The organism is Arthrobacter sp. MOO21, assembly GCF_057369995.2.
The window spans coordinates 3,559,238-3,582,594 of record NZ_CM170671.2; the positions used below are offsets into that span (position 1 = coordinate 3,559,238).

General features: G+C 66.7%; 19 protein-coding genes and 2 tRNA genes. 13 read left to right on the top strand and 8 right to left on the bottom strand.

Annotation, left to right across the window (positions count from 1 at the left end):
• Positions 1-96: 96 nt before the first annotated feature.
• Complete coding sequence (locus AC2JAJ_RS16565; protein WP_486415144.1) at positions 97-1,017, bottom strand: acyl-CoA thioesterase; 921 nt, start codon at positions 1,015-1,017, stop codon at positions 97-99.
• A gap of 63 nt (positions 1,018-1,080) precedes the next feature.
• Between AC2JAJ_RS16565 and AC2JAJ_RS16570 the strand changes: the two genes are divergently transcribed.
• The gene (locus AC2JAJ_RS16570) at positions 1,081-1,740 is read left to right on the top strand and encodes a DUF8185 domain-containing protein (RefSeq protein WP_221385820.1); all 660 of its coding nucleotides are present in this window, start codon (positions 1,081-1,083) and stop codon (positions 1,738-1,740) included.
• 111 nt (positions 1,741-1,851) lie between these two features.
• Here the strand turns inward: AC2JAJ_RS16570 and AC2JAJ_RS16575 are convergent, their stop codons facing one another.
• The 4 genes from AC2JAJ_RS16575 to pepN all read right to left on the bottom strand — a co-directional run bounded on the left by AC2JAJ_RS16575 (position 1,852) and on the right by pepN (position 6,116).
• The gene (locus AC2JAJ_RS16575; protein WP_473697031.1) at positions 1,852-2,304 is read right to left on the bottom strand and encodes a globin; all 453 of its coding nucleotides are present in this window, start codon (positions 2,302-2,304) and stop codon (positions 1,852-1,854) included.
• 2 nt (positions 2,305-2,306) lie between these two features.
• Positions 2,307-2,990 carry a mechanosensitive ion channel family protein gene (locus tag AC2JAJ_RS16580; protein WP_221385821.1) on the bottom strand — a complete coding sequence of 228 codons (684 nt, stop codon included), beginning with the start codon at positions 2,988-2,990 and terminating at the stop codon, positions 2,307-2,309.
• Between the two features lie 76 nt (positions 2,991-3,066).
• Entirely contained in the window at positions 3,067-3,546 is a 480-nt protein-coding gene (locus AC2JAJ_RS16585; RefSeq protein ID WP_501053200.1) for an OsmC family protein, read from the bottom strand.
• Positions 3,546-6,116, bottom strand: coding sequence for an aminopeptidase N (gene pepN / locus AC2JAJ_RS16590; RefSeq protein WP_501053201.1), 2,571 nt, complete (start codon positions 6,114-6,116; stop codon positions 3,546-3,548). The genes AC2JAJ_RS16585 and pepN overlap by 1 nt, the downstream gene beginning before the upstream one ends.
• Before the next feature lie 166 nt (positions 6,117-6,282).
• Between pepN and AC2JAJ_RS16595 the strand changes: the two genes are divergently transcribed.
• From AC2JAJ_RS16595 to AC2JAJ_RS16605, 3 genes are all read left to right on the top strand, one after another.
• A complete protein-coding gene (locus AC2JAJ_RS16595; RefSeq protein WP_486415143.1) occupies positions 6,283-7,311 on the top strand; it encodes a hypothetical protein in 1,029 nt (342 codons plus the stop codon).
• A 67-nt stretch (positions 7,312-7,378) separates the two neighbouring features.
• A complete protein-coding gene (locus AC2JAJ_RS16600) occupies positions 7,379-7,873 on the top strand; it encodes a ribose-5-phosphate isomerase (RefSeq protein ID WP_221385825.1) in 495 nt (164 codons plus the stop codon).
• Entirely contained in the window at positions 7,873-8,829 is a 957-nt protein-coding gene (locus AC2JAJ_RS16605; protein ID WP_501053202.1) for a DNA-formamidopyrimidine glycosylase family protein, read from the top strand. Before AC2JAJ_RS16600 ends, AC2JAJ_RS16605 begins: the two co-directional genes overlap by 1 nt.
• A 170-nt stretch (positions 8,830-8,999) precedes the next feature.
• On the opposite strand, the gene AC2JAJ_RS16610 is transcribed toward AC2JAJ_RS16605, so the two are convergent.
• A tRNA-Gly gene (locus tag AC2JAJ_RS16610) sits at positions 9,000-9,073 on the bottom strand.
• Between the two features lie 130 nt (positions 9,074-9,203).
• On the opposite strand from AC2JAJ_RS16610, the gene AC2JAJ_RS16615 reads away from it, so the two are divergent.
• From AC2JAJ_RS16615 to AC2JAJ_RS16640, 6 genes are all read left to right on the top strand, one after another.
• Positions 9,204-9,278, top strand: a tRNA-Pro gene (locus AC2JAJ_RS16615).
• Positions 9,279-9,356: 78 nt separating this feature from the next.
• Positions 9,357-10,739 (top strand): trigger factor, encoded by a 1,383-nt coding sequence (tig, locus tag AC2JAJ_RS16620; protein ID WP_486415142.1) that lies wholly within the window; start codon positions 9,357-9,359, stop codon positions 10,737-10,739.
• 232 nt (positions 10,740-10,971) lie between these two features.
• Positions 10,972-11,595 (top strand): ATP-dependent Clp protease proteolytic subunit, encoded by a 624-nt coding sequence (locus AC2JAJ_RS16625; RefSeq protein ID WP_018761581.1) that lies wholly within the window; start codon positions 10,972-10,974, stop codon positions 11,593-11,595.
• Between the two features lie 37 nt (positions 11,596-11,632).
• Entirely contained in the window at positions 11,633-12,292 is a 660-nt protein-coding gene (locus AC2JAJ_RS16630; RefSeq protein WP_138606612.1) for an ATP-dependent Clp protease proteolytic subunit, read from the top strand.
• Positions 12,293-12,466: 174 nt separating this feature from the next.
• Positions 12,467-13,747 carry an ATP-dependent Clp protease ATP-binding subunit ClpX gene (gene clpX, locus AC2JAJ_RS16635; RefSeq protein WP_221385828.1) on the top strand — a complete coding sequence of 427 codons (1,281 nt, stop codon included), beginning with the start codon at positions 12,467-12,469 and terminating at the stop codon, positions 13,745-13,747.
• A gap of 107 nt (positions 13,748-13,854) precedes the next feature.
• On the top strand, positions 13,855-14,469 hold the full coding sequence (locus AC2JAJ_RS16640; protein WP_473697038.1) for a mycothiol-dependent nitroreductase Rv2466c family protein: 615 nt from the start codon (positions 13,855-13,857) through the stop codon (positions 14,467-14,469).
• Positions 14,470-14,844: 375 nt separating this feature from the next.
• On the opposite strand, the gene valS is transcribed toward AC2JAJ_RS16640, so the two are convergent.
• A complete protein-coding gene (gene valS, locus AC2JAJ_RS16645) occupies positions 14,845-17,466 on the bottom strand; it encodes a valine--tRNA ligase (RefSeq protein WP_486415140.1) in 2,622 nt (873 codons plus the stop codon).
• A 77-nt stretch (positions 17,467-17,543) separates the two neighbouring features.
• Here valS and AC2JAJ_RS16650 point away from each other — a divergent pair, with 77 nt between their 5' ends.
• Together AC2JAJ_RS16650 and AC2JAJ_RS16655 are read left to right on the top strand one after the other, a co-directional pair.
• A complete protein-coding gene (locus AC2JAJ_RS16650) occupies positions 17,544-17,915 on the top strand; it encodes a DUF488 domain-containing protein (RefSeq protein ID WP_486415139.1) in 372 nt (123 codons plus the stop codon).
• 18 nt (positions 17,916-17,933) lie between these two features.
• Positions 17,934-18,692 (top strand): SDR family oxidoreductase, encoded by a 759-nt coding sequence (locus AC2JAJ_RS16655; protein ID WP_221385832.1) that lies wholly within the window; start codon positions 17,934-17,936, stop codon positions 18,690-18,692.
• Here AC2JAJ_RS16655 and AC2JAJ_RS16660 read toward each other — a convergent pair.
• Entirely contained in the window at positions 18,689-19,696 is a 1,008-nt protein-coding gene (locus tag AC2JAJ_RS16660) for an endonuclease/exonuclease/phosphatase family protein (protein ID WP_486415138.1), read from the bottom strand. The genes AC2JAJ_RS16655 and AC2JAJ_RS16660 overlap by 4 nt on opposite strands.
• Positions 19,697-20,038: 342 nt before the next feature.
• Between AC2JAJ_RS16660 and ileS the strand changes: the two genes are divergently transcribed.
• The gene (gene ileS, locus AC2JAJ_RS16665; RefSeq protein WP_501053203.1) at positions 20,039-23,356 is read left to right on the top strand and encodes an isoleucine--tRNA ligase; all 3,318 of its coding nucleotides are present in this window, start codon (positions 20,039-20,041) and stop codon (positions 23,354-23,356) included.
• Position 23,357: the final 1 nt, after the last annotated feature.

The following is a 23,357-nucleotide window of genomic DNA, read 5'->3' on the forward strand; positions in this document are numbered from 1 at the left end:
GTCGGGCCGCGCCGGTTACCCGGCGGCGGCAGCAAGGAAACAACGACAGGCCGGCACCCCTCGGGTGCCGGCCTGCCGCATGCCCGGAAAGAAGGGTTAGCTGGACGGCGCGGCGCCGGGAACGCGGATCATGCCCTCCTGCGCCACGGAGGCAACATGCTGCCCGTCCCGGTTGAAGATCCTGCCCGTGGCCAGTCCGCGGGCACCCTGCGCGCTGGGGGACTCCTGGACGTACAGCAGCCACTCGTCCACGCGGGGCGGCCGGTGCCACCACATGGCGTGGTCCAGGCTCGCCACACTCATCCCCGGGGTGATCCAGCTCAGGCCGTGCCGGCGGAGGATGGATTCCAGCAGCGTGTAATCGCTCGCGTATGCCAGGGCAGCGCGGTGCAGGTTGGCGTCGTCAGGCATGGGGCCGAAGGTCTTCATCCACACCGCGTTGCGCGCCTCCCTTGGCCCGCTGGCCGAGACGTACAGCGCCGGGTCAACGTGCCGGATGTCGAAGGGTCGCTCGTAGGCCCAGTGCCGCGCCACGGGATGGTCGAATTTTCCCAGAAGGTCGGCCGTGCTGGGCAGCGACTCGGGGTCCGGCATTCCTGCGGGCATGGTGGAGGAGTGGTCGATCCCTTCGTCCACTCCTTGGAACGAGGCGATCATGGACAGGATGGGCACCCCGTCCTGGTAGGCATGGACGCGCCGGGCGGAAAAGGACCGGCCGTCGCGGAGGCGCTGGACGCCGAACGTGATGGGCTGGTTCGCATCGCCCGGCCGCAGGAAGTAGCCGTGCATGGAGTGGACAAAGCGTCCAGGGTCCACTGTCCTCGTGGCGGCGACCAGTGACTGTGCCAGCACCTGCCCGCCGAAGACGCGGTGGTGGGGCTGCTGCTGGGAAGGACCGAGGAAGATATCCTCGTCGGTCCGGGCGCCCTCAAGTTGGCCAAGGTCAAGCAGTTCGATCAACGAGGAGGTGGGGTCTCCGGCGGGGGGCGCCAGGATTCCGGCGTCGGCTTCAGTCATGGTCCGACTCTAGACGGCGCCCCTGCACCACTCAACCGGGACACAGCCGGTAGTGTTCTTGGTGTGTCTGATCTTCTCACTTCGTCCTTCCGTTTCGCCGATCCCCGGGATTTGGCCGACCTGAAGACCTTCGCCACCCGTGCCAAAGCCATTGAGGACGGCGCGATCCGGCTTCAGGCCGCCGGTTCCGTCCTGGCCGCGTACGTGTGCGTGCTGCGGCCCCGGCTGCTGGGCGAATCGACCCCCACCATCCTCGGCCTGCGCACCATGGCCCTCGCCGAACCGTCGGGCACGGACGTCACCGTCCAGCTCTCAGCGGTCCTGGACCGGCTGGCACGCGCGGGCGCGGACGACGTTGAACTGCCGGTTCCGCCCACCACCGTCACCGAATCCTGGACGGGCGTGGGCGCCCCCCGGGGCGGATGGGAGCTGGTGGGTTCCCTGGACGACGCCGCCGTGCGGACGGCGGCTGAAGCGGGCATCGCAGAGGTGGCGGGGATCGTTCCGGAAAAGCCGGGCGCCCTGATCGTGAACAATGCACGTGCTGCCGTCTGGGGCCGGGAACTGGACAGCACCGGTTTGCCACTGGGCGCGGCCTTCGCTGCCCTTGCGCTGGGATTCCTGGGCGACGGCGACCAAAAGCTCTACCGCGCCGGACGCTGGTTCCGGCTCACTGGTCCCCGCGGGCACGTCCTCGCCCGGACCGGCAGCGGCCTGCTATAGCAGCACACCACGGGACGGCGGCGCGGAAAAACGCGCAGGACAAATGAAAAACGCGCAGGACAAATACGGCACGAAAGCCGGACTTCCGGGCCACGCGGAAGGCCCGGCGCTTCAGTCTCCGGACGGGCTGTTGATCATGGACAGGGCTGCCCGTTCCATGTAGTCCCACAGCGTTCCCTCGTACAGCGCGGGCAGCTCCAGGGCGTCCACGGCGGCGCGCATGTGGAACAGCCAGCGGTCCTTCGCCTCCGGCGTCACCTTGAACGGCATGTGGCGCATGCGCAGGCGGGGGTGGCCGCGCTCTTCACCGTACGTGGTGGGTCCGCCCCAGTACTGTTCCAGGAACATCAGGAACCGCCGTTTGGCCGGCCCCAGGTCCTCTTCCGGGTACATCGGCCGCAGCAGCGGGTCTGTGGCGACGCCGTCGTAAAAGACGTCAATGAGCTTCACGAACGTCTCATGGCCGCCCACGGCGTCATAAAAGCTGTCCGTGTAGCCGGGCTGGCTGAAAGGGTCGTTCTGCATCAGCTGCTTGGGCCGCTGCGGTTCGATGGGGATGGTCATGGCTACTCTCCGGCCTGCTGGTTGGTCTTCGTCGTTTCCGGGCCGTGGGCGGATCCCTGGTCCGTGGTGCCGTCGGGTCCCTCATGCAGCGGCACATAGTTGCCCTGCGAGCGGTTGCCCACACGCAGGATCTCGCCGTTGCGCAGGTACCAGATGGCGCCGTCGTCGGAGCGGACGCGGGTGATGCGCAGGCCCATGGATTCCACCACGCCCACCACTTCGCTGGTCTCGATGACATCGCCGATCCCGTACTGGTCCTCAATGGTGATGAAGATCCCGGCCAGGAAGTCGCGGATCAGCTGCTGGGCGCCGAAGCCGATCGCGACACCCAGAATACCGACGCTGGTGAGCAGCGGGGCGATGTTGATGTCAAGGTTCTGCAGCACGTACATGCCGGTGATGATCACCACCAGGACGCCCACCACGCTGCTCAGCAGCGAGCCGATGGTCTCGGCGCGCTGCACGCGGCGTTCATGGTCCAGGGCCCGGAGCGCCGGTGCCACCCATTTGAACCTGGGCTTCTTGAAGAAGTTGCTTCCTGCCGCGACCCGCTTGGTAATGCGGGAAATGACGAACGTGGCCACCAGCCAGACAGCCACGCCAATGCCCAGGCTGATCACGATGCCCGGAATGCTGACGCCGTCCGGCTGGCTCGCGGGGGGAAGGATCGACAACATGCTGACCATGAAGGGGTATAGCTCCTTGGGGGGTTGGGCTTTGCTTCTCCTTTAACCCTAGCGCCGCCGGAGGGGCTCCGCGGCGCTACCGGGGGGCGGCCACCGTGACGGGCGCGTGCTCCACCGGGAAGTTCACGCTGCGGGCGATGAAGCACACCCGGTTCGCTTCGTGGTGCAGGGATCCGGCCAGCTCCAGCTGTGCGGCGTCCGCCACCGTCACCGTGGGGTGCAGGGTGACGCGCTCGAACTGGCCGCTGCCGTCCCGGTTGAGCCGCATCAGCCCCGACGCCTCGTCCCGGTAGTCGGTGACCACCACGCCGTGCTTCACGGCCACGTGCAGATAGGACAGCATGTGGCACTGGGCCAGGGCCGCCAAAAGGAGCTGCTCGGGGTTGTACCGCCCACGGTCCCCGTGGAAGGTGGGGTCCGCGGAACCCTTGAGGACCGGAAGGCCCGGGATAAGGACGTCGTGGTCCCGCGAGTAGCTGCGGTACGACGACGTCCCCTCACCCTTGTTGCCGGTCCACTGGACTGACAGGGAATACCGGTGTTCGCCCAGGCCCACTAGGCATCGCCGCCCGGCAGGATGTCGGCGGCGCGGGCCCGCAGCGCCCGGGCAACGCCGTCGCGGTTTTCCAGCATCATGCGCCGCAGGGCCGCGCTCTCGGCCGGCAGCGCGGCGAGGAAGCCGTCGGTGCGGTCGATGGTGGCCTGTGTCGTCAGCAGCGCAGGGTAGAGTCCGACGACGATTTGCTGGGCAAGTGCGTGGGTGCGCGTCGCCACGATGCCGGGCACAGCCGCAAAGTACTTTTCCGAGTACGGCTCCAGCAGTGTCCGGTCCAGGATCCGCATGAATCCGGTCACCGCGGAACCCTGCAGGGCGTTGGACAGCTCGCCCTTGACCACGATCGACTCCCAGGCCGCGGCTTTGGCCTCCGCGGTGGGAATCGCGGCCTTCGCCAGGGCGGCCGCATTCTGCCCGGTGGACGTGTTGTCGCGCTCCAGTTCGGCGTCGATCCCGTCTTGCCCCATCCGGCCGCCGGCCACCAGCGACGCCACGAGCTCCCAGCGCAGGTCCTGGTCCACGGCCAGTCCATCCAAAACCACCGAGCCGTCCAGCAGGCCGCCCACGTTGTCCAGCTGGGGATCAGTGCAGGCCAGCAGGGCGACGGATTTGATGAACTGCAGCTGGGCGTCGGAGCCGCCCGGAACCTCGGAAGCCAGCTGCCACAGCCGGTCCACTGCAGCCGCCGTGGTGGCTTCCCGGTGTTCCTCCGCCACATAGAAGTTCAGGGTGGTGGCCAGCTGGCGGAGCTGGACCAGGATGACCGAGGAGTCGGTTTCCGCGGCGACGTTGGCCAGGACCAGCTCCACGTACTTGCGCGCCGGGGTCTGCCCGTCCCGCGCTGCGTCCCAGGCGGAATTCCAGACCAGCGTCCGGGGCAGGCTGTTCCCGAAGTCCTTCAGGTGCGCCGTCGCCGTCGCGAGCGACTTCGGATCGAGCCGTACCTTGGCGTAGGCCAGGTCGTCATCGTTCAGCAGGATGAGGTCCGGCTGGGCATGCCCGGCAAGCGACGGCACCTCGGTGCGTTCGCCGTCGACGTCCAGCTCTTCGCGGTGCACCCGCTCAAGCTTGCCCGCGCCGTCAAGGTTGTAGAACCCGACGGCCAGGCGGTGCGGACGGATGGTGGGCCATTCCGGCACCGCGGACTGCACGATGGCGAAGGACCGCAGAGTCCCGTCGGCATCCACCTCCAGCTCCGGTGCCAGGGTGTTCACGCCCGCGGTTTCCAGCCACTGCCGGCCCCAGGCGTCCAGGTCGCGGCCGCTGGCCTTCTCCAGCTCCACCAGCAGGTCGCCCAGCTCGGTGTTCTGCCAGGAGTGCTTGGCGAAGTACTCCCGGACACCCGCCATAAACTGCCCGGGGCCCACCCAGGCCACCAGCTGCCGGAGGACCGAGGCCCCCTTCGCGTAGGTGATGCCGTCGAAGTTGACCTCCACATCCTGCAGGTCGTTGATCTCCGCGAAGATGGGGTGCGTGGTGGGCAGCTGATCCTGCCGGTAGGCCCAGGACTTCTCCACGGAGGCGAAGGTGGTCCAGGCGCTGGTGAAGGGCGTCGCTTCCACGGCGGCAAGATGGGACATGTACTCGGCGAAGGACTCGTTCAGCCAGAGGTCGTTCCACCAGCGCATGGTCACCAGGTCCCCAAACCACATGTGCGCCAGCTCGTGCAGCACCGTGATGGCACGCCGCTCGACCTGCGCGCCGGTCACCTTGCTCCGGAAGACATACCCTTCCAGGATGGTCACCGCACCAGCGTTTTCCATCGCGCCGGCGTTGAACTCGGGCACGAACAGCTGGTCGTACTTCTCGAACGGGTAGGGGCAGCCGAACTGATCCTCAAAGAACCCGAAGCCCTGGCGGGTGAGTTCGAAGATGTTCTCCGCATCCAGGTACCGCATCAGGGACTTCCGCGCGAAGATGCCAAGCGGGATGGTGCGGCCATCCGAGCTGGTGACCTCGCTGCGCACGGCCTGGTACGGCCCGGCAATCAGCGCAGTGACGTAGGAGGACAGCCGCGGAGTCGGGGAAAAGGTCCATACGGACCGGGCGGTCCCGTCCTCCGCCGGCGCCGCGTCTGCCGGGACAGGCGTGGGGGAGTTGGAGATGACATCCCAGTGCGACGGGGCCGTGACCGTGAACGCGAAGGTGGCCTTCAGGTCGGGCTGCTCGAAGACGGCGAACATCCGGCGTGAATCGGGAACCTCGAACTGCGTGTAGAGGTACACCTCGTTGTCCACCGGGTCGACGAAGCGGTGCAGGCCCTCGCCGGTGTTCATATAGGGCATGTCGGCGACGACGGTCAGCTCGTTGTGCTCCGCCAGGCCGGGCAGCTGGATCCGCACGCCGTCGGACACGGACTCCGGATCAAGGGCGGCGCCGTTCAGGGTGACGCTGTGCACCGTCCGGGTCACGGCGTCGATGAAGCTGGCGGTCCCCGGCGACGCGGTAAACCTTACGGTGGTGGTGCTGCCAAAGACTTCTGTGCCGCGGGTCAGGTCCAGGCTGACATCGTAGGACTCGACGGTGATCAGTTCGGCGCGCTCACGGGCTTCGGCGCGCGTCAGGTTCATGCCTGGCAAAAGGGGGCCTCCAGAGAAGTTCGGCTGCCGGCGGGAATCCCGTGCCCGGCACTGTGATGCATTCTTCCATTCCCTGACCGCTTGGCAAGTTATGCCGGTCACAGCGGGCGGCTGGTCCACTGCCGCCCGCCGTACCGCACAGGGGTAGCGTTAAAGCATGGGTAAGTTCCTGGATTCGGTGGACGGCAAGGCCCTGCGTTTCGCCATCGGTTTCCCGGTGGTGCTCGCCGCGGCCTTCGTCTTCTGCGCGTCACTGCTGCGCAAGGACCTGCCGGAGCCGCTCGCCATCCGGTGGACGGACGACGGCGGTGCCTCCTTTGCGCCTTTCGGCGCCTACGTGGGGGTGGGCGCCGCCGCGGTTATCGTCGCGGGTTGGCTGGTCCTGCTGCAGGCTGTGCCGCTCAGCAGGCCGGTGCTCATGCGCAGGATCATGATGGGCGCCGGGCTCTTCCTGAGCCTTTTCATCACCTCCGCCCTCGCCGCCGGGCTGGTGGGCCAGGCCGGCCTGGCGGACGCCCACGAATCGCGGGTGGACATGACCGTACTGGCGCTCGGCAGCGGCGCTGCCGTCTCCCTCGGGGTCACCATGGCCATGGTCTACAAGGCAGACCGGCAGTGGTCGCCCGACGACGACCGGGCCCTCCAGGACGCCATCACCAGGGAACTGGACCCGGATCTTGCCCGGGACAGCATCCGGCTCTGGGTGCACGCCCGCAGCTCCGTCTTTGTCATGATCACCATCGTCCTGTTCCCGGCGGCACTCATCACCGTTGCCGTGCCGTGGCTTGGCATCCTGCTCGTGGTCCTCGTCGTCGTGGGCGCCGCGTTCCTCTGCGCCCGGATCAGGGCGGACCGGCGCGGGCTGAAGGTGCTCCTCGCCGGCGTCGTGCCTGTCATGGACGTCCCCGCCGCCGCAATTTCGGACGCCAGCGCCGCGGATGTGCGGGCGGCCGACTATGGCGGGTGGGGCTACCGGCACCACCGCGGTACCGCCGCCATGCTCGTCAGCAGCGGCCCCGCCGTCGTCGTGAGCAAGACGGACGGCCAGCGCCTCGCCGTCAGCGGCGGCAGTCCGGCCTCCGCCGCGCGGCTCGCGGAAGTCCTCACCCGGGTGGCCGCACGGGCCCGCCGCGCTGCAGGTCCGCCTGCGCCGGGTGGCCCGAACCCGCAGGCCGGGCAGTCCTAGTATCCTTATCGGTGTCGTTCCAGCCTCGACAGCCCCCGCCAGCCCCACCAATGAACGGACTTAGCACGTGACCACTGCCCCTGATTCCCCGCGGGTCCACATCGCCACCGACCACGCAGGCATGGAGCTCAGCGCCCACCTTGTGTCCCACCTGACCGGCAAAGGGTACGAGGTGGTGGATCACGGACCCAAGGTTTACGACGCCCAGGACGACTACCCGTCGTTCTGCATCAACGCCGCGCTTGCCGTGGTTGCCGACCGGGAAGCGGGCATCCACGCCCTCGGCATCGTACTGGGCGGCTCCGGCAACGGTGAGCAGATCGCCGCCAACAAGGTCAAGGGCATCCGCGCGGCCCTCGCGTGGAACCTTTCCACGGCCACCCTGGCCCGCGAGCACAACGACGCCAACGTGGTCGCCCTGGGCGGCCGCCAGCACACCGTTGAGGAAGCCACCGCACTGGTCGAGGCGTTCCTTGCCGAGCCGTTCAGTAATGACGAGCGCCACATCCGCAGGATCGAAAAGATCGCGGTGTTCGAGGCAACCGGCGAGGTCATCGAGTAGTGCCCGAGGGCCATTCCGTCCGCAGGCTCGCCCGGCAGTTCGGCGACGTCTTCGCCGGCGAGGCACTGGCCGTTTCCAGCCCGCAGGGCAGGTTCAGCGGGGGAGCGGCGCTGCTGGACGGACATACCCTCCTCGCCGCCGAAGCCCACGGCAAGCACCTGTTCCTGCACTTCGACAACGCGCTGGTGCTGCACGTCCACCTCGGCCTGTACGGCGCCTGGAGTTTTGGCGGGGACAGCACCTTCACCGGCGCCTCGAGTATCGGCGCCCCGCGCCGGCTGGGGGAGCAGGAGTCCTTTGCTGGCGGGGACGACGGCGGGAACGCACCTTACGCCAGCCCGCCGGCACCCGTGGGGGCGGTGCGGGTCAGGCTCGCCGGAACCCACGGCTGGGCGGACCTGCGTGGCGCCACCACGTGCGAAACCATCACCACTGCCGAGGCCGAGGCCGTTCTGGCCCGTCTGGGGCCGGACCCGCTGCGCAACCTGCGCGGTGACGCCGGCCGGTTCGCAGCCAATCTCCAAGGCAAGAAGACCCCGCTGGCCGCACTGCTGATGGACCAGAAGGTGATTGCCGGCGTCGGGAACGTCTACCGCGCGGAAGTCCTGTTCCGCCGTCGGCTGGATCCCTGGCTGCCCGGCGCCGCGGTACCGGAGGGCGTGGCGCGCAGGCTCTGGCGCGACATTGCTGCCGTCATGAACGACGGCGTAGCGGACGGGCGCATCATCACCACGCCGCCCAAGTACTGGGCCTTCGATGGCACCACGGCCGCCAAAGCGGCCGCTGCGGGGCTGCCCGTCCCGCCCAGGAACGCAGGCTTCCCGGGACGCGACGACGCCCACTTCGTCTACAAGCGGCACGGGCTGCCTTGCCGCGTCTGCCGGACCATCCTGCTGATGGCGGACCTTGCCGGACGCAACCTCTACTGGTGCCCAGCCTGCCAGTCGCCGGATTAGCGGCGGCCCGGCCACTTCCAGGCCCCAGGCCGAAACGGGGCACTTCGACACGGACACGCCGCCCGCCGTCGGGAATCAACGCGTGGCGCCCCTCAATGTGCCCCGCGATGGCTTGCACTTGAGCTGGATGCACAGAAGGCCCCCTCGATCGAGGGGGCCTTCTGGGTAACTGGAGGGGACGACGGGAATCGAACCCGCGTAATCAGTTTGGAAGACTGAGGCTTTACCATTAAGCTACGTCCCCGAAGGAAGATCCGTTTTGGCGGAAACTTCGGGCTGGCTGTCCAAGCCGGATACAACTAAACCTAATCCATGGCCTACGTGTCAAATGTGCAATCGCGACGCGTATCACCGTAGACTTGCCTGTGCACTAACGGGGTGTAGCTCAGCTTGGCTAGAGCGCCTGCTTTGGGAGCAGGAAGTCGCAGGTTCAAATCCTGTCACCCCGACTCTGCGGCCCGGACCCTTCGGTTCCGGACATATTGCGTTTGCAGAACCCCATCCCACAACCCAGGAGTACTTAGACCGTGAAGAGCGCTGTCGAGAACCTCACCCCCACGCGGGTCAAGCTCAATGTTGAGGTCCCCTTTGAGGAACTGAAGCCCAGCATCGACTCGGCCTACAAGACTGTTGCGTCGCAGATCCAGGTTCCCGGGTTCCGCAAGGGCAAGGTTCCCGCCAAGCTCATCGACCAGCGCGTCGGCCGCGGCTACGTCCTGGAGACCGCCATCAACGACGGCCTCAACGGCTGGTACCAGGCTGCCGTGCAGGAATCCGGCATCCGCCCGCTGAGCCGTCCCGAGGTGGAGATCACCGAGGTTCCGGACCCCTCCGCCACCGACGGCGGCCTGAAGTTCGCCGCCGAGGTGGACGTCCGCCCCGAGATCGAACTTCCGGACTACGCCGGCATCGAGGTCCAGGTGGCCGCCGCCGAGTCCTCCGAGGCCGACGTCGACAAGGCCCTGGACGAACTGCGTGGCCGCTTCGGCACCCTGAAGTCCGTTGACCGCCCGGCTGCCGAAGGTGACTTCCTCACCATCGACATCACCGCCAGCATCGACGGCGAAGAAGTTGACTCGGCCTCCGGCCTCTCCTACCAGGTGGGCGCGGGCACCATGCTCGAAGGCATGGACGAAGCCGTCACCGGCCTCAGCGCCGACGAGGACGCCATCTTCGACACCACCCTCGTAGGGGGCGAGCACGCCGGCGAAGCCGCGCAGGTCAAGGTCGTCGTGAAGGCCGTCAAGGAACGCGAACTGCCCGAAGCGAACGATGACTTCGCCCAGCTGGCCTCCGAGTTCGACACGATCGCCGAACTGCGCGAAGACCTGGCCAAGCAGGCAGCCAGCTCCAAGATCGTTGAGCAGGGCGTTGAAGCCCGCGACAAGGTCCTGGACAAGCTCGTCGAGCTGGTTGAGGTGCCCGTTCCGGACTCCGTCGTCGAAGAGCAGCTCGAAGCCCACTTCCAGGAGGGCAACGGCCACGGCGAGGGCGAGCACGACACCGAAGAGCACCGCGAAGAGGTCCGTGCCAACACGGCCCGCGCCTTCCAGAACGAAATCATCCTCGACGCCATCGCGGAGAAGGAAGAAGTCAACGTCAGCCAGAACGAGCTGATCGACTACATCGTCAGCACGGCCAGCCAGTACGGCATGGACCCGAACCAGTTCGCCCAGATCATCGACCAGAGCGGCCAGGTCCCCATGATGGTGTCCGAGGTCCGCCGCCGCAAGGCCCTGGCAGTCGTGCTGGGCCAGGCCACGGTGACCGACTCCGAGGGCAACGCCGTTGACCTCAGCGACTTCGTCCGCCCCGCCGGTGAAGAAGCTCCGGCTGCAGAGGCTCCCGAAGCTGTCGAGGCTGAGGCCGAAGCTGCCGAGGCCGAGGACACTGCAGCAGCCAAGGCCTAGTCCTTACCACGCCAGAGCAACGGCCCCCGGATCCCCGTGATCCGGGGGCCGTTGCCGTTTGGCGGGGCCTGGCGGCGCGGGGTCCGATCATCGTGCGCCGTCAGCGAACAGCCGCTGGGACGCGAACAAAATGTCGGTGAAACCGGTTAGTGTCCAAGTAGTGATTTTCAGTGATGTCACCGTCACCAGCGAGAGGTAAGTAAACATGTCACAGCACCAGGAGGCCCCCCGGATGGCGACTGTCGATCCTGCAGCCCAGGACAACTACATTTACAACCGCCTCCTCAAGGAGCGGATCATCTGGCTCGGCTCGGAGGTGCGGGACGACAACGCCAACGCGATCTGCTCACAGCTGCTGCTCCTCTCTGCCGAGAACCCGGAAAAGGACATCTACCTCTACATCAACTCTCCCGGCGGCTCAGTCACGGCCGGCATGGCGATCTACGACACCATGCAGTTCATTCCCAATGACGTCGTGACCGTTGCGACCGGCCTGGCCGCATCCATGGGCCAGTTCCTGCTGTCTTCCGGCACCAAGGGCAAGCGCTACGCCACCCCCAACGCCCGCGTCCTGATGCACCAGCCCTCGGGCGGCATCGGCGGTACCGCCTCCGACATCAAGATCCAGGCGGAGCTCATCCTGCACATGAAGAAGGTCATGGCGGAGCTGACGGCAGAGCAGACCGGACAGACCGTGGAGACCATCCTCAAGGACAACGACCGTGACAAGTGGTTCACGGCCACCGAGGCCCTTGAATACGGCTTCTTCGACAAGATCGCCGCGCACGCCGGCTCCGTGTCGGGCGGCGGCGGAACCTCCAACGGGTCCTCCGGCGAATCAGCGTCCCAGAACTAACCGGCAACCAGAACCCTTTCGATCAGGAGCAAACACAATGAACTACAACTTCGGGTGGTCCGCCGGCAATCTTCCATCCAGCCGCTACGTCCTGCCGCAGTTCGAGGAGCGCACGCCCTACGGCTTCAAGCGCCAGGACCCGTACACCAAGCTCTTCGAGGACCGCATCATCTTCCTCGGCGTGCAGGTGGACGACGCCTCAGCCGACGACATCATGGCCCAGCTGCTGGTCCTCGAGTCCACCGACCCGGACCGGGACATCACGCTGTACATCAACTCCCCGGGCGGTTCGTTCACCGCGATGACCGCGATCTACGACACCATGCAGTACATCCGGCCCGAAATCCAGACAGTCTGCCTGGGCCAGGCCGCCAGCGCCGCTGCGGTGCTGCTGGCTGCGGGTACTCCGGGCAAACGCCTCGCTCTCCCCAACGCCCGTGTCCTGATCCACCAGCCGGCTCTCTCCGGCGGCCAGGGCGGCCAGGCCTCCGACCTGGAGATCCAGGCCGCCGAGGTCATGCGGATGCGTTCCTGGCTCGAGGACACGCTGGCCCAGCACTCCGGGCGCACGTCGGAGCAGGTCAACAACGACATCGAACGTGACAAGATCCTCACCGCGGACGAGGCCCAGGCCTATGGCCTCATCGACCAGGTCCTGGATTCACGGAAGATCAAGCCCCAGGCAATCACGAGGTAGCAGTACGGAAAGCCGGTGCGGCCCAGTTCATTTGGCCGCACCGGCCTTTTCTTTCCACCCTTGGGAGCGAATGTGACCTAGAGTGGAAGATGTCACAAACCGGTCCCGCTGGCCGGCAACGATTTCAGCAACGGTGCAAGGCTGCATGGCAGCAGGATACTAAGGGGTTCACATATGGCTCGGATTGGCGAGAGCACGGATCTGCTGAAGTGCTCTTTCTGCGGAAAGAGCCAGAAGCAGGTGCGCAAGCTCATTGCCGGGCCGGGAGTCTACATCTGCGATGAATGCATCGAGCTGTGCAACGAAATCATCGAAGAGGAACTCGCGGAAGTAGCTGACCTCGGAAGCTTCGAACTTCCCAAGCCCCGCGAAATCTTCGACTTCCTGCAGGAATACGTCATCGGCCAGGAACCCGCCAAGCGGTCCCTCGCCGTCGCCGTCTACAACCATTACAAGCGCATCCAGGCCGGCCATGCACCGAAGTCCGGCAGCCTGGGCGACGGCGGGCACCACGACGACGTCGAGATCGCCAAGTCGAACATCCTCCTGATCGGCCCCACCGGGTGCGGCAAGACCTACCTCGCCCAGACCCTCGCCCGGCGCCTCAACGTTCCGTTCGCCGTGGCTGATGCCACTGCCCTGACCGAGGCCGGCTATGTGGGCGAGGATGTGGAGAACATCCTGCTCAAGCTCATCCAGGCCGCGGACTACGACGTCAAGAAGGCCGAGCAGGGCATCATCTACATTGACGAGATCGACAAGATCTCCCGGAAGAGCGAGAATCCTTCCATCACCAGGGACGTCTCAGGCGAGGGCGTCCAGCAGGCCCTCCTGAAAATCCTGGAAGGCACGGTTGCGTCGGTTCCGCCGCAGGGCGGCAGGAAACACCCGCACCAGGAATTCATCCAGATCGACACCACGAACGTCCTGTTCATCGTGGCAGGCGCCTTTGCCGGGCTCGAGGAAATCATCGGCTCCCGCTCGGGCCGCAAGGGCATCGGCTTCGGTGCCCCGCTCAACGAGGCCAGCAAGAAGGTGGACTCCTACGGCGAGGTCATGCCGGAGGACCTGCTCAAGTTCGGCCTGATCCCCGAATTTATCGGCCGGCTCCCCGTGATCACCACCGTGTCGAACCTGGACCGTGACGCCCTGATCCAGATCCTCTCCACGCCCAAGAACGCGCTGGTCAAGCAGTACCAGAAGATGTTCCAGATCGACGGCGTCGAGCTGGTGTTCGATCCCGCCGCCCTTGATGCCATTGCCGACCAAGCCCTCGAACGGGGCACCGGTGCCCGTGGTCTCCGTGCCATCCTTGAGGAAGTCCTGCTTCCCGTCATGTTCGATTTGCCGAGCCGCGAGGATGTAGCCAGCGTGGTCATCACCGAGGACGTTGTCCTCCGAGGTGCCGAACCCACCATGATCCCGCACGAGACCAAGCGCCGTAAGTCGGCCTGACCGGCGTCCCCCCACAGCGGCTGCCCGATCCCGGCGGCCTGACATTGCGCTGCCCGCCCCACCAGGACCGCCCCCGTGAGGGCGGCCACCATCAGAGGAGGACCTCCATGACTGCACGTGCCGGAAACAAGGCCGATTTTTGGTTCGACCCCCTGTGCCCTTTTGCCTGGATCACCTCCCGCTGGATCGGCGAGGTGGAGTCCGTGCGCGACATCGAGACGGAGTGGCACGTCATGAGCCTGGCCGTCCTCAATGAGGGCCGCGACCTGGACCCTGACTACCGGAAGTCCATGGATGACGCCTGGGGCATGGTCCGCGTGATCATCGCTGCCCAGCAGGAGCACGGCAACCAGACCGTCAAGGCTCTCTACGACGCCATGGGAACCCTGATCCATGACGGGGGCGAAAAGGACCGCTCCCTGGTGATCACCAAGGCCCTTGCGGAGTGCGGTCTGCCGGCATCACTCGCCGAGGCAGCCGCCACGGACGCGTATGACGACAAGCTTCGCGCCAGCCACGGGGAAGGCATCTCCCTGGTCGGCCAGGATGTTGGAACGCCTGTGGTGGCCTTCAACGGAACAGCGTTCTTCGGGCCCGTCCTCACCCGCATTCCCCGCGGCGAGGAGGCCGGAAGGCTGTGGGACGCGACCACCGCAATTGCGGCCTACCCGCACTTTTTCGAGCTGAAGAGGAGCCGCACAGAGCGCCCGGAATTCGGCTGAGCAGCCGCGCTGCGGCTGCCGGAAGCACATCCAAGGGCCCCGGGGGAACTACGCGTTTGTAGTTTCCCCGGGGCCCTTGCGCGTGCCGCGGGGCAGGACCAGAATGGTTCTTACCCACTTCGAAAGAAGCGGGACGCAGGAACCAAAGATTCAGTGATATGTAGTTTGACGCAGCCATCGGCAAAGTTGAATGCAAGCTACCAGTGACGGGGTAGTAAGACCTGAAAATCAGCGGATCCTGCCAGACCATCAGAGCACGTCACCGGATGGCCGAAAAGTCGAAGCCCCACCAACGGCAAAACGCTGATGGGGCTTCCCCTTTGCCCTGATACCACCATGCCCGGGGGCCGGTCCGGCATCAGGGCTTCGCCGGTATCAGGCCTTCGCCGGCTCGTCGCTCGGGGCCAGGGCCACGTCGGTCACGGCCAGGTCGCCGTCGCCAACCACCAGGGTGATGTCCCTGGCGTTGGAGGCTGCCTTCAGGTCGGCCAACCCGGCCTGCAGCTGGGCGGTAAGCCCCTCCGGTGCGGTGATGGTGGCGGACAACACTTCGGTGCGCTGCTTGACCTTGGCCTCGGACTTGGCCTTGCGGACACCGCTCAGCGCAACGCCCACCGTCGCGAGCATGGTGGTGTCCCCGCCCGGAATCGCCAGCGCAGCCGGCCATGCGGCACGGTGCACGGAGCCAGTCCGCCACCAGCTCCAGACCTCTTCGGTGGCGAAGGGCAGGAACGGGGCGAAGAGCCGCAGCAAGGTGTCCAAGGTGGTGGCCAGGGCAGCCAGCACGGATGCCTGCTCCGCTTCGCCGGCGGCGCCGTAGGCACGGTCCTTGATCAGCTCAACGTAGTCGTCAGTGAACTGCCAGAAGAAGGTTTCCGTGAGCTGCAGGGCGCGGGCGTAGTCGTAGTTGTCGAACGCCTTGGTGGACTGTGCCACGACGTCGGCCAACTGCGCCAGCAGCGCACGGTCCAAGGGGTTGGTCAGGACGGAAAGGTCACCGGAAAGCACTGAGTTCTCGGTGGCACCGAGGTTCAGCACGAACTTGGACGCGTTCAGCAGCTTGATGGCCAGGCGGCGGCCGATCTTCATCTGGGCGATCTCGTAGGCGGTGTCGGCACCAAGCCGTGCCGAGGCGGCCCAGTAGCGGACCGCGTCCGAACCGAACTCGTTCAGCACATCCGTGGGGACCACCACGTTGCCCTTGGACTTGGACATCTTCTTCCGGTCCGGGTCCAGGATCCAGCCCGAGATGGCAGCGTGCTTCCAGGGAGCGCAGTCCTGCAGAGCATCGGCACGTACCGCGGACGAGAACAGCCAGGTGCGGATGATGTCATGGCCCTGGGGTCGGAGGTCGAACGGGAAGACCTTGCCGAACAGGTCCTCGTCCCGGCTCCAGCCGCCGACGATCTGGGGGGTCAGTGAGGACGTTGCCCAGGTATCCAGCACGTCGGCGTCACCCGTGAAGCCGTTGGGCTGGTCCCGCTGGGTTTCGTCGAAGCCCGGGGCGGCGTCCGCGGCGGGGTCCACGGGCAGCAGCTCGTCGGAAGGCAGGATGGGGTTGTCGTAGTCCGGGTTTCCCTGCGCATCGAGCGGGTACCAGACGGGGATGGGCACGCCGAAGAACCGCTGGCGGGAGACCAGCCAGTCACCGTTCAGGCCGGCGATCCAGTTCTCGTAGCGGGAGCGCATGAACGACGGGTGGAAGTCGATCTCCTTGCCGCGGCCGATGAGGCGTTCGCGGCGGTCCTCGTCGCGGCCGCCGTTGCGGATGTACCACTGGCGGGACGTGACCACTTCCAGGGGCTTGTCGCCCTTTTCGAAGAAGTTGACCGGGTGGGTGATCTTCTTCGGTTCGCCGTCCAGCAGGTCCGCTTCCTGGAGCAGCTCCACCACGGCCTCTTTCGCCGAGAAAGCCGTCTTGCCGGCAATTGCGGCGTACGCTTCCTTGCCTGCCGCGGTGGTGATCCACTCCGGGGTCTCGGCGATGATGCGGCCGTCGCGGCCCATGATGGCCCGGGTGGGCAGCTGGAGTTCCCGCCACCAGGTGACATCGGTCAGGTCACCGAAAGTACAGACCATCGCGATGCCCGAGCCCTTGTCGGCCTTGGCCAGCGGGTGGGCCTTGACCTCCAGCTCGACGTCGAACAGCGGGGACCGCACGGTCTTGCCGAACAGCGGCTGGTACCGTTCGTCGTCGGGGTTTGCCACCAGCGCGGCACACGCGGCCAGCAGTTCCGGACGCGTGGTTTCGATAAAGACCTTGTCGCCCTCTTCGGTGAAGAAGGGGTACCGGTAGTACGCGCCGGGCACTTCGCGGTCCTCCAGCTCGGCCTGCGCAACCGCCGTGCGGAAGGTGACGTCCCACAGCGTGGGTGCCTCGGCCATGTACGCGTCGCCGGCGGCCAGGTTGGCGAGGAAGGCGCGCTGGGACACCGCGCGGGAAGTGTCATCAATGGTGCGGTAGGTCAGGTCCCAGTCCACGGACAGGCCCAGGGTCTGGAACAGGTTCTCGAAGACCTTTTCGTCCTCGACAGCGAGTTCCTCGCACAGCTCAATGAAGTTCTGGCGGGAAACGACGTCGAAGTCCCGCTGGTTCTTGGCCGGCTGGGCCGGCGGCCGGTAGTCGGCGTTGTAGGGGATGGCGGGATCGCAGCGGACACCGTAGTAGTTCTGGACACGGCGCTCCGTCGGCAGGCCGTTGTCGTCCCAGCCCATGGGGTAGAAGACGTTCTTGCCGGTCATGCGCATGTAGCGCGCCTGGACGTCCGTCTGGGTGAAGGAGAACATGTGCCCCACATGCAGGGACCCCGATGCGGTGGGCGGGGGAGTGTCGATCGAGTAGACCTGCTCCCGGGTGGTGTCGGGGTTGAACTTGTAGGTTCCCTCGGCCAGCCAGCGCTGGGTGAGCGCTGTCTCGAGGCCTTCGAGGGCCGGCTTGTCCGGAACGTTGATGGGGGCGGTGGTGGGCGTGTCTGTACCCTGCGTGTCTTCAGCCATTGGGCAATTCTTTCATGACCGCTTCCATCCCGCCGAACCAGCGCCCGGCAGGGGCTGGGGACGGGTAGCATGCGCCCATGGGAGAGTTGCGGGGAACCTTTGCCGTCAAGCGCATCTACGTGCCGCCGGAGGACGACGACGGCTGCCGGGTGCTGGTGGACCGGCTCTGGCCGCGGGGCCTCGCCAAGGCCGGCGCCGCCGTCGACCTGTGGCTGAAGGACGTGGCGCCTTCCACCGGGCTCCGCGAGGAGTTCAACCACCGGCCCGAACGTTTTGCCGATTTCAGCGAACGCTACACGCAGGAACTGGACTCCAATCCCGCCGTGGAAACCCTGTTGGAACTCGCCGCCGGCCATCGGCGTGTCACCCTGCTGTACGCAGCCCGGGACACGGAGGCCAACCACGCGCGTGTCCTGCTCGACTACGTCCGGGGACGCCGCACCGGGTGACACCGTTAGGGTGGTGCCATGACTGAGGACTTGCAGAACAAGGCAGCACTGGTGACCGGGGCGAGCAGCGGAATCGGGGAGGCAACGGTCCGCGCGCTGCGCGCCGGCGGATGGACGGTGTTCGCCGTGGCGCGCCGCGCTGAGCGCCTCGCTGCGCTCGAAAGCGGGACGGGCGCCGTCGCCATTCCTGCCGACATTGCAGAGGACGACGACGTGTCCCGGCTCCTTGCCCAGGTCACCGCGGCGGGTGGGATTGACACGCTCATCAACATCGCCGGCGGTGCCCGCGGCGCCGACAAGGTGGGGGACGCCAGCACCGAGGACTGGGAGTGGATGTACCGCGTCAACGTCCTGGGCACCATGAAGCTGACCCGCGCCTTCCTGCCCATGCTGCGGGCCAACGGCAAGGGGACGGTGCTCAACCTGACCTCCACTGCCGGCCTGGACGCCTACGAAGGCGGCGGCGGCTACAACGCAGCCAAGTTCGCCCAGCACGCCATGACCAACGCGCTCCGCCTGGAGGAGGCGGAGAACAACATCCGTGTCATTGAGGTGGCGCCGGGCCTGGTCCAGACCGAGGAGTTCGCCCTCAACCGGCTGGGTAATGCGCAGGCCGCGGAGAAGGTCTACCAGGGCGTGGCGGAGCCGCTGACAGCGGAGGACGTGGCAGACGTGGTCCGCTACGCCGTCACCGCGCCCCACCACGTCAACCTGGACCAGATCGTGATCCGGCCCGTGGCGCAGGCCGCCACCCACAAGCTCATCAGGAAGGGCTAGGGGACGTGGATCTGCAAGGCGGCCACCACGGCTGCGTGGTCGCTGCCTTCGATCCGGTGCACTGAGTATCCGGAGCTGCTGATGTCGGGGCTGGTGACCAGATGGTCGAGGGCTATGCCCGGCAGCCGGTAGTCCCGCATCGGCCAGGTGGGCACCAGCCTGCTGCCCTGCGACGCCGCCACGTCCACGAGGGCGCGGCGGCCGCCCGTCCCCGCCAGGAGTGCCCGGAACTCCCGGTGGTCGTACGTCGCGTTGAAGTCCCCGGCCAGCAACAGCGGCCCGGAGCCATTGTCTGCCCCGGCCACCGAATCAAGGTCTCTGCGCCATTGGTCCACGGCCTCGCCCGCAGGCGCCAGGGCGTGCACGGCAACGACACGCAGTGCCGCGCCATTGCCGTCGCCGAGGTCGAGGCGGGCAACAGGCATGCTGAAGCGGGTGTCCGGGATGACGCCTGACGCCGTGAGGTTGCGCGCGGAGTAGATGGCGCTGCCGCCGGCCCCGTCCCGGGCATGGGAAATCCGGTGGGGCAGCAGCGCATCCAGTCCCACCGCCGTAAGCCTGCCCTCCAGTTCCGGCGTGAGCTCCTCCACTGCCAGCAGGTCCACCCGCCGCCCCCGGACCAGCGCCACAATCTCTTCGGCATCCGCGCGGCCCACCTCGGCATTGATCGTCATGGCAACCAGGCTGACGGGTGTGCCGGCTGCTTCAGCGGTCGGTTCCCTCACGCCCAGCGGGTAAAGCCAGAACACCTGGCATCCCAACAGTCCTGCTGCCACGACCTGCTGCCAACGGCTCCGCCCCAGGAAGGCCAGCAGCAGTGCACCGGCGGCAGGTGCCACCAGCCACGGCGTAAAGGCCACCAGCTGCACCGCAAGCACGGGCCACTCCACCGGCAGGGCACGGAACGTGGACACCAGGGCAACCGGAGCGGCGACGGGAACGAACAGCCACCTGCAGATCCGGGCAGCGCGCCGCCCCGTCCCGGGTGCCGCGGAAGCTGCCATGAAGCGAGTCTAGGCAAGGGGCCGCCTGAATGGCACTGGCGCTGCCGCAATAGTAGACTCGGGAGTGGCTATGACCCGGCTATCACCGGTGAGCTTCCGGAAGAACGCGCCACCCCGCCTGCAGGGCAGGGGGCGTCAGTAGAACCGGACGGGTAAGCCCGTCACAGCAGTAATGAGAGGCCGGGGCAGCGCCCGTTCCTAACGGAACACGCAGCGCCGGTAAGTGAGGTGGTACCGCGGTGAGCGTGCAGTCCAGGGACGGCACGGACGCCGTCCTCGCATCCTGAACGGAATCTTCGGCCCCTGCCGGAGGCTCACCACGCTCAACCCAGGATGTCGAAAATGACGTTTTACCCCAAGGCCTCAGCCTCCACCAGCGGCAGTGCAGGCGTTTCCGCCTCCGTGAAGTTTCCGGAGATCGAAGAGCGCATCCTGAAGTACTGGGACCAGGACGGCACTTTCCAGGCCAGTATCGACCAGCGCAGCGCCGACGTCCCCGGCGGGGAGCCGGGCAGCAACGAGTTCGTGTTCTACGACGGCCCTCCCTTCGCCAACGGCCTGCCGCACTACGGCCACCTGCTCACCGGCTACGCCAAGGACCTGGTGGGGCGCTACCAGACCCAGCGCGGCAGGCGTGTCGAGCGCCGCTTCGGCTGGGACACCCACGGCCTGCCCGCCGAGCTCGAAGCCATGAAGCAGCTGGGCATGACGGACAAGACCCAGATCGAAGCCATGGGCATCGACAAGTTCAACGACGCCTGCCGCGCATCCGTTATGAAGTACGCCGACGAATGGCGCAGCTACGTTACCCGCCAGGCCCGCTGGGTGGACTTCGACAACGACTACAAGACGCTCAACGTCGAGTACATGGAATCGGTCCTCTGGGCGTTCAAGCAGCTCCACGACAAGGGCCTGACCTACAACGGCTACCGCGTCCTGCCCTATTGCTGGAAGGACGAGACGCCGCTGTCCAACCATGAGCTGCGCATGGACGACGACGTCTACAAGAACCGCCAGGACCAAACCGTCACGGTGACGTTCCCCATCCTGGCGGGGGAGTCGGAACTGTCGACGCAGCTGGCAGGGGTGCAGGCGCTTGCCTGGACCACCACCCCCTGGACGCTGCCCACCAACGCCGCGCTCGCCGTCGGGCCTTCCATCACGTATGCCGTGCTGCCCGCCGGGCCCAACGGCATCAAGGCGGCTTCGGCCGACGCCCCCGTGACGGGCAGCTTCCTGCTCGCCGCCGACCTGGTAGCGGGCTACGCCAAGGACCTCGGGTACGACAGCTTCGAGGAAGCCGAAGCCGCCGTCGTATCCACCCACACCGGCGCCGAACTGGAGGGCCTGGAGTACCAGCGGCTCTGGGACGACTTCGCCGACAACGAGAAGTACGGCATGGAGAACGCCTGGCGGTTCGTGGTTGCCGACTACGTCACCACCACCGACGGCACTGGCATTGTGCACCAGGCACCCGCCTACGGTGAGGATGACCAGAAGGTCTGCGAGGAGGCCGGCATCCCCGTGGTGCTGTCCGTGGACGAGGGCGCCAAGTTCCTGCCCCTGTTCAAGCACGGCGACCTGCACGACATCGCCGGCCTGCAGGTGTTTGAAGCCAACAAGCCCATCACCCAGGTGCTCCGCGCCCAGGGCCGCCTGGTCCGCCAGGCCAGCTACGAGCACAGCTACCCGCACTGCTGGCGCTGCCGCAATCCGCTGATCTACCGCGCTGTCTCCTCCTGGTATGTGGAGGTCACCAAGTTCAAGGACCGCATGTCCGAGCTGAACCAGGAGATCAACTGGATCCCCGGCAACGTCAAGGACGGCCAGTTCGGCAAGTGGCTCGAGAACGCCCGCGACTGGTCCATCAGCCGCAACCGCTTCTGGGGCAGCCCCATCCCGGTGTGGCAGTCCAGCGATCCCGAGTACCCCCGCACCGACGTGTACGGCTCCCTCGCGGAGATCGAGGCCGACTTCGGCCGGCTGCCCCTGAACAAGGACGGCCAGGTGGACCTGCACCGCCCGTTCATCGATGAACTCACCCGGCCCAACCCCGACGATCCGCGGACCCCCGAAGAGGGCCAGTCCGTGATGCGCCGGGTGGAGGACGTCCTGGACGTCTGGTTCGACTCCGGCTCCATGCCCTACGGCCAGGTGCACTACCCGTTCGAGAACGAGGCGTGGTTCAACACCCACAACCCGGCCGACTTCATCGTGGAGTACATCGGCCAGACCCGCGGCTGGTTCTACATGCTGCACATCCTGTCCACCGCGCTGTTCGACCGGCCCGCGTTCCGGAACGTGATCAGCCACGGCATCGTGCTGGGCTCCGACGGGCAGAAGATGTCCAAGAGCCTGCGCAACTACCCGGACGTCTCCGAGGTCCTGGACCGCGACGGGTCCGACGCGATGCGCTGGTTCCTGATGTCCAGCCCTATCCTGCGCGGCGGCAACCTGATCGTCACCGAACAGGGCATCCGCGACGGCGTCCGCCAAGTGATCCTGCCGCTCTGGAATGTGTACAGCTTCTTCACGCTGTACACGAACGCCGCAAACAGCGGTTCGGGTTATGACGCGAAACTGCGCTACGACGGCTACAGGGACACCCTGGACCAGTACCTGCTCGCCAACACCGGCGAGCTGGTCCGCGACATGACCGCGCAGCTGGACACCTATGACATCTCCGGCGCCTGCGACTCCCTTCGCAGCTACCTGGACATGCTCACCAACTGGTACGTCCGCCGCAGCCGCCAGCGTTTCTTCGACGAAGACCAGGACGCGTTCGACGCGCTGTTCACCGCGCTTGAGGCGGTCACCCGTGCCTCGGCCTCGCTGCTGCCTTTGGTGACCGAGGAGATCTGGCGCGGGCTGACCGGCGGCCGCTCCGTCCACCTTGCCGATTGGCCGGACGTGGACCTCTTCCCGGCGAACCCGTCCCTGGTCGAAGCCATGGACCGGGTGCAGCAGATTTGCTCCACCGGCTCGTCGCTGCGGAAGGCAGCCAACCTGCGTGTCCGCCTGCCCCTGCAGGAACTCACCGTGGTGGCACCCGGTGCCGGTGCGCTGGAAGGCTTCGCCGCCGTCGTCGCCGATGAACTCAACCTCCGCAGCGTGCGCCTGCTGGACGCCGAAAGCGCCTCACCCGGGGAGTTCGGAATCCAGCAGAAGCTGGTGGTCAACGCGCGCGCCGCCGGACCCCGGCTGGGCAAGAACGTGCAGGTTGCCATCAAGGGGTCCAAGTCCGGTGACTGGAGCGTGGACGACGCCGGCGTGGTCACCGCCGGGGGGCTGCAGCTGGAGCCCCAGGAGTACACCCTGGAGACCGTCGTGGCGGATTCCGACGGCGGGGAAGGGGCATCGAAGGCCGTGGCAGTTCTGCCAGGCGGCGGCTTCGTTGTGCTCAACACCGAGGTCACGCCGGAGCTTGAGGCCGAAGGCCTGGCGCGCGACATGGTCCGTGCCATCCAGCAGGCCCGCAAGGATGCCGGGCTCAACGTGAGCGACCGGATCCGTACCACCGTGACCGCACCCCGGAACGTGGTGGACGCGCTGCTGGCCAACGCTGAACTGGTCAAGGGCGAGACGCTGACTGTCGACCTGGCCGCTGACCCTGCCGATGTGTCCGAGCCCGCCGTCGTGGTCGAAAAAGTGGAGGCCTAGG

Bases quoted from the DNA above. Each gene is read 5' to 3' on its own strand.
- valS (WP_486415140.1), bottom strand. From the start codon at position 17,466: ATGGCTGAAGACACGCAGGGTACAGACACGCCCACCACCGCCCCCATC.
- AC2JAJ_RS16575 (WP_473697031.1), bottom strand. From the start codon at position 2,304: ATGACCATCCCCATCGAACCGCAGCGGCCCAAGCAGCTGATGCAGAAC.
- AC2JAJ_RS16650 (WP_486415139.1), top strand. From the start codon at position 17,544: ATGGGAGAGTTGCGGGGAACCTTTGCCGTCAAGCGCATCTACGTGCCG.
- AC2JAJ_RS16655 (WP_221385832.1), top strand. From the start codon at position 17,934: ATGACTGAGGACTTGCAGAACAAGGCAGCACTGGTGACCGGGGCGAGC.
- pepN (WP_501053201.1), bottom strand. From the start codon at position 6,116: ATGAACCTGACGCGCGCCGAAGCCCGTGAGCGCGCCGAACTGATCACC.
- AC2JAJ_RS16630 (WP_138606612.1), top strand. From the start codon at position 11,633: ATGAACTACAACTTCGGGTGGTCCGCCGGCAATCTTCCATCCAGCCGC.
- AC2JAJ_RS16660 (WP_486415138.1), bottom strand. From the start codon at position 19,696: ATGGCAGCTTCCGCGGCACCCGGGACGGGGCGGCGCGCTGCCCGGATC.
- AC2JAJ_RS16595 (WP_486415143.1), top strand. From the start codon at position 6,283: ATGGGTAAGTTCCTGGATTCGGTGGACGGCAAGGCCCTGCGTTTCGCC.
- AC2JAJ_RS16625 (WP_018761581.1), top strand. From the start codon at position 10,972: ATGGCGACTGTCGATCCTGCAGCCCAGGACAACTACATTTACAACCGC.
- AC2JAJ_RS16640 (WP_473697038.1), top strand. From the start codon at position 13,855: ATGACTGCACGTGCCGGAAACAAGGCCGATTTTTGGTTCGACCCCCTG.
- clpX (WP_221385828.1), top strand. From the start codon at position 12,467: ATGGCTCGGATTGGCGAGAGCACGGATCTGCTGAAGTGCTCTTTCTGC.
- ileS (WP_501053203.1), top strand. From the start codon at position 20,039: ATGACGTTTTACCCCAAGGCCTCAGCCTCCACCAGCGGCAGTGCAGGC.
- AC2JAJ_RS16565 (WP_486415144.1), bottom strand. From the start codon at position 1,017: ATGACTGAAGCCGACGCCGGAATCCTGGCGCCCCCCGCCGGAGACCCC.
- AC2JAJ_RS16580 (WP_221385821.1), bottom strand. From the start codon at position 2,990: ATGGTCAGCATGTTGTCGATCCTTCCCCCCGCGAGCCAGCCGGACGGC.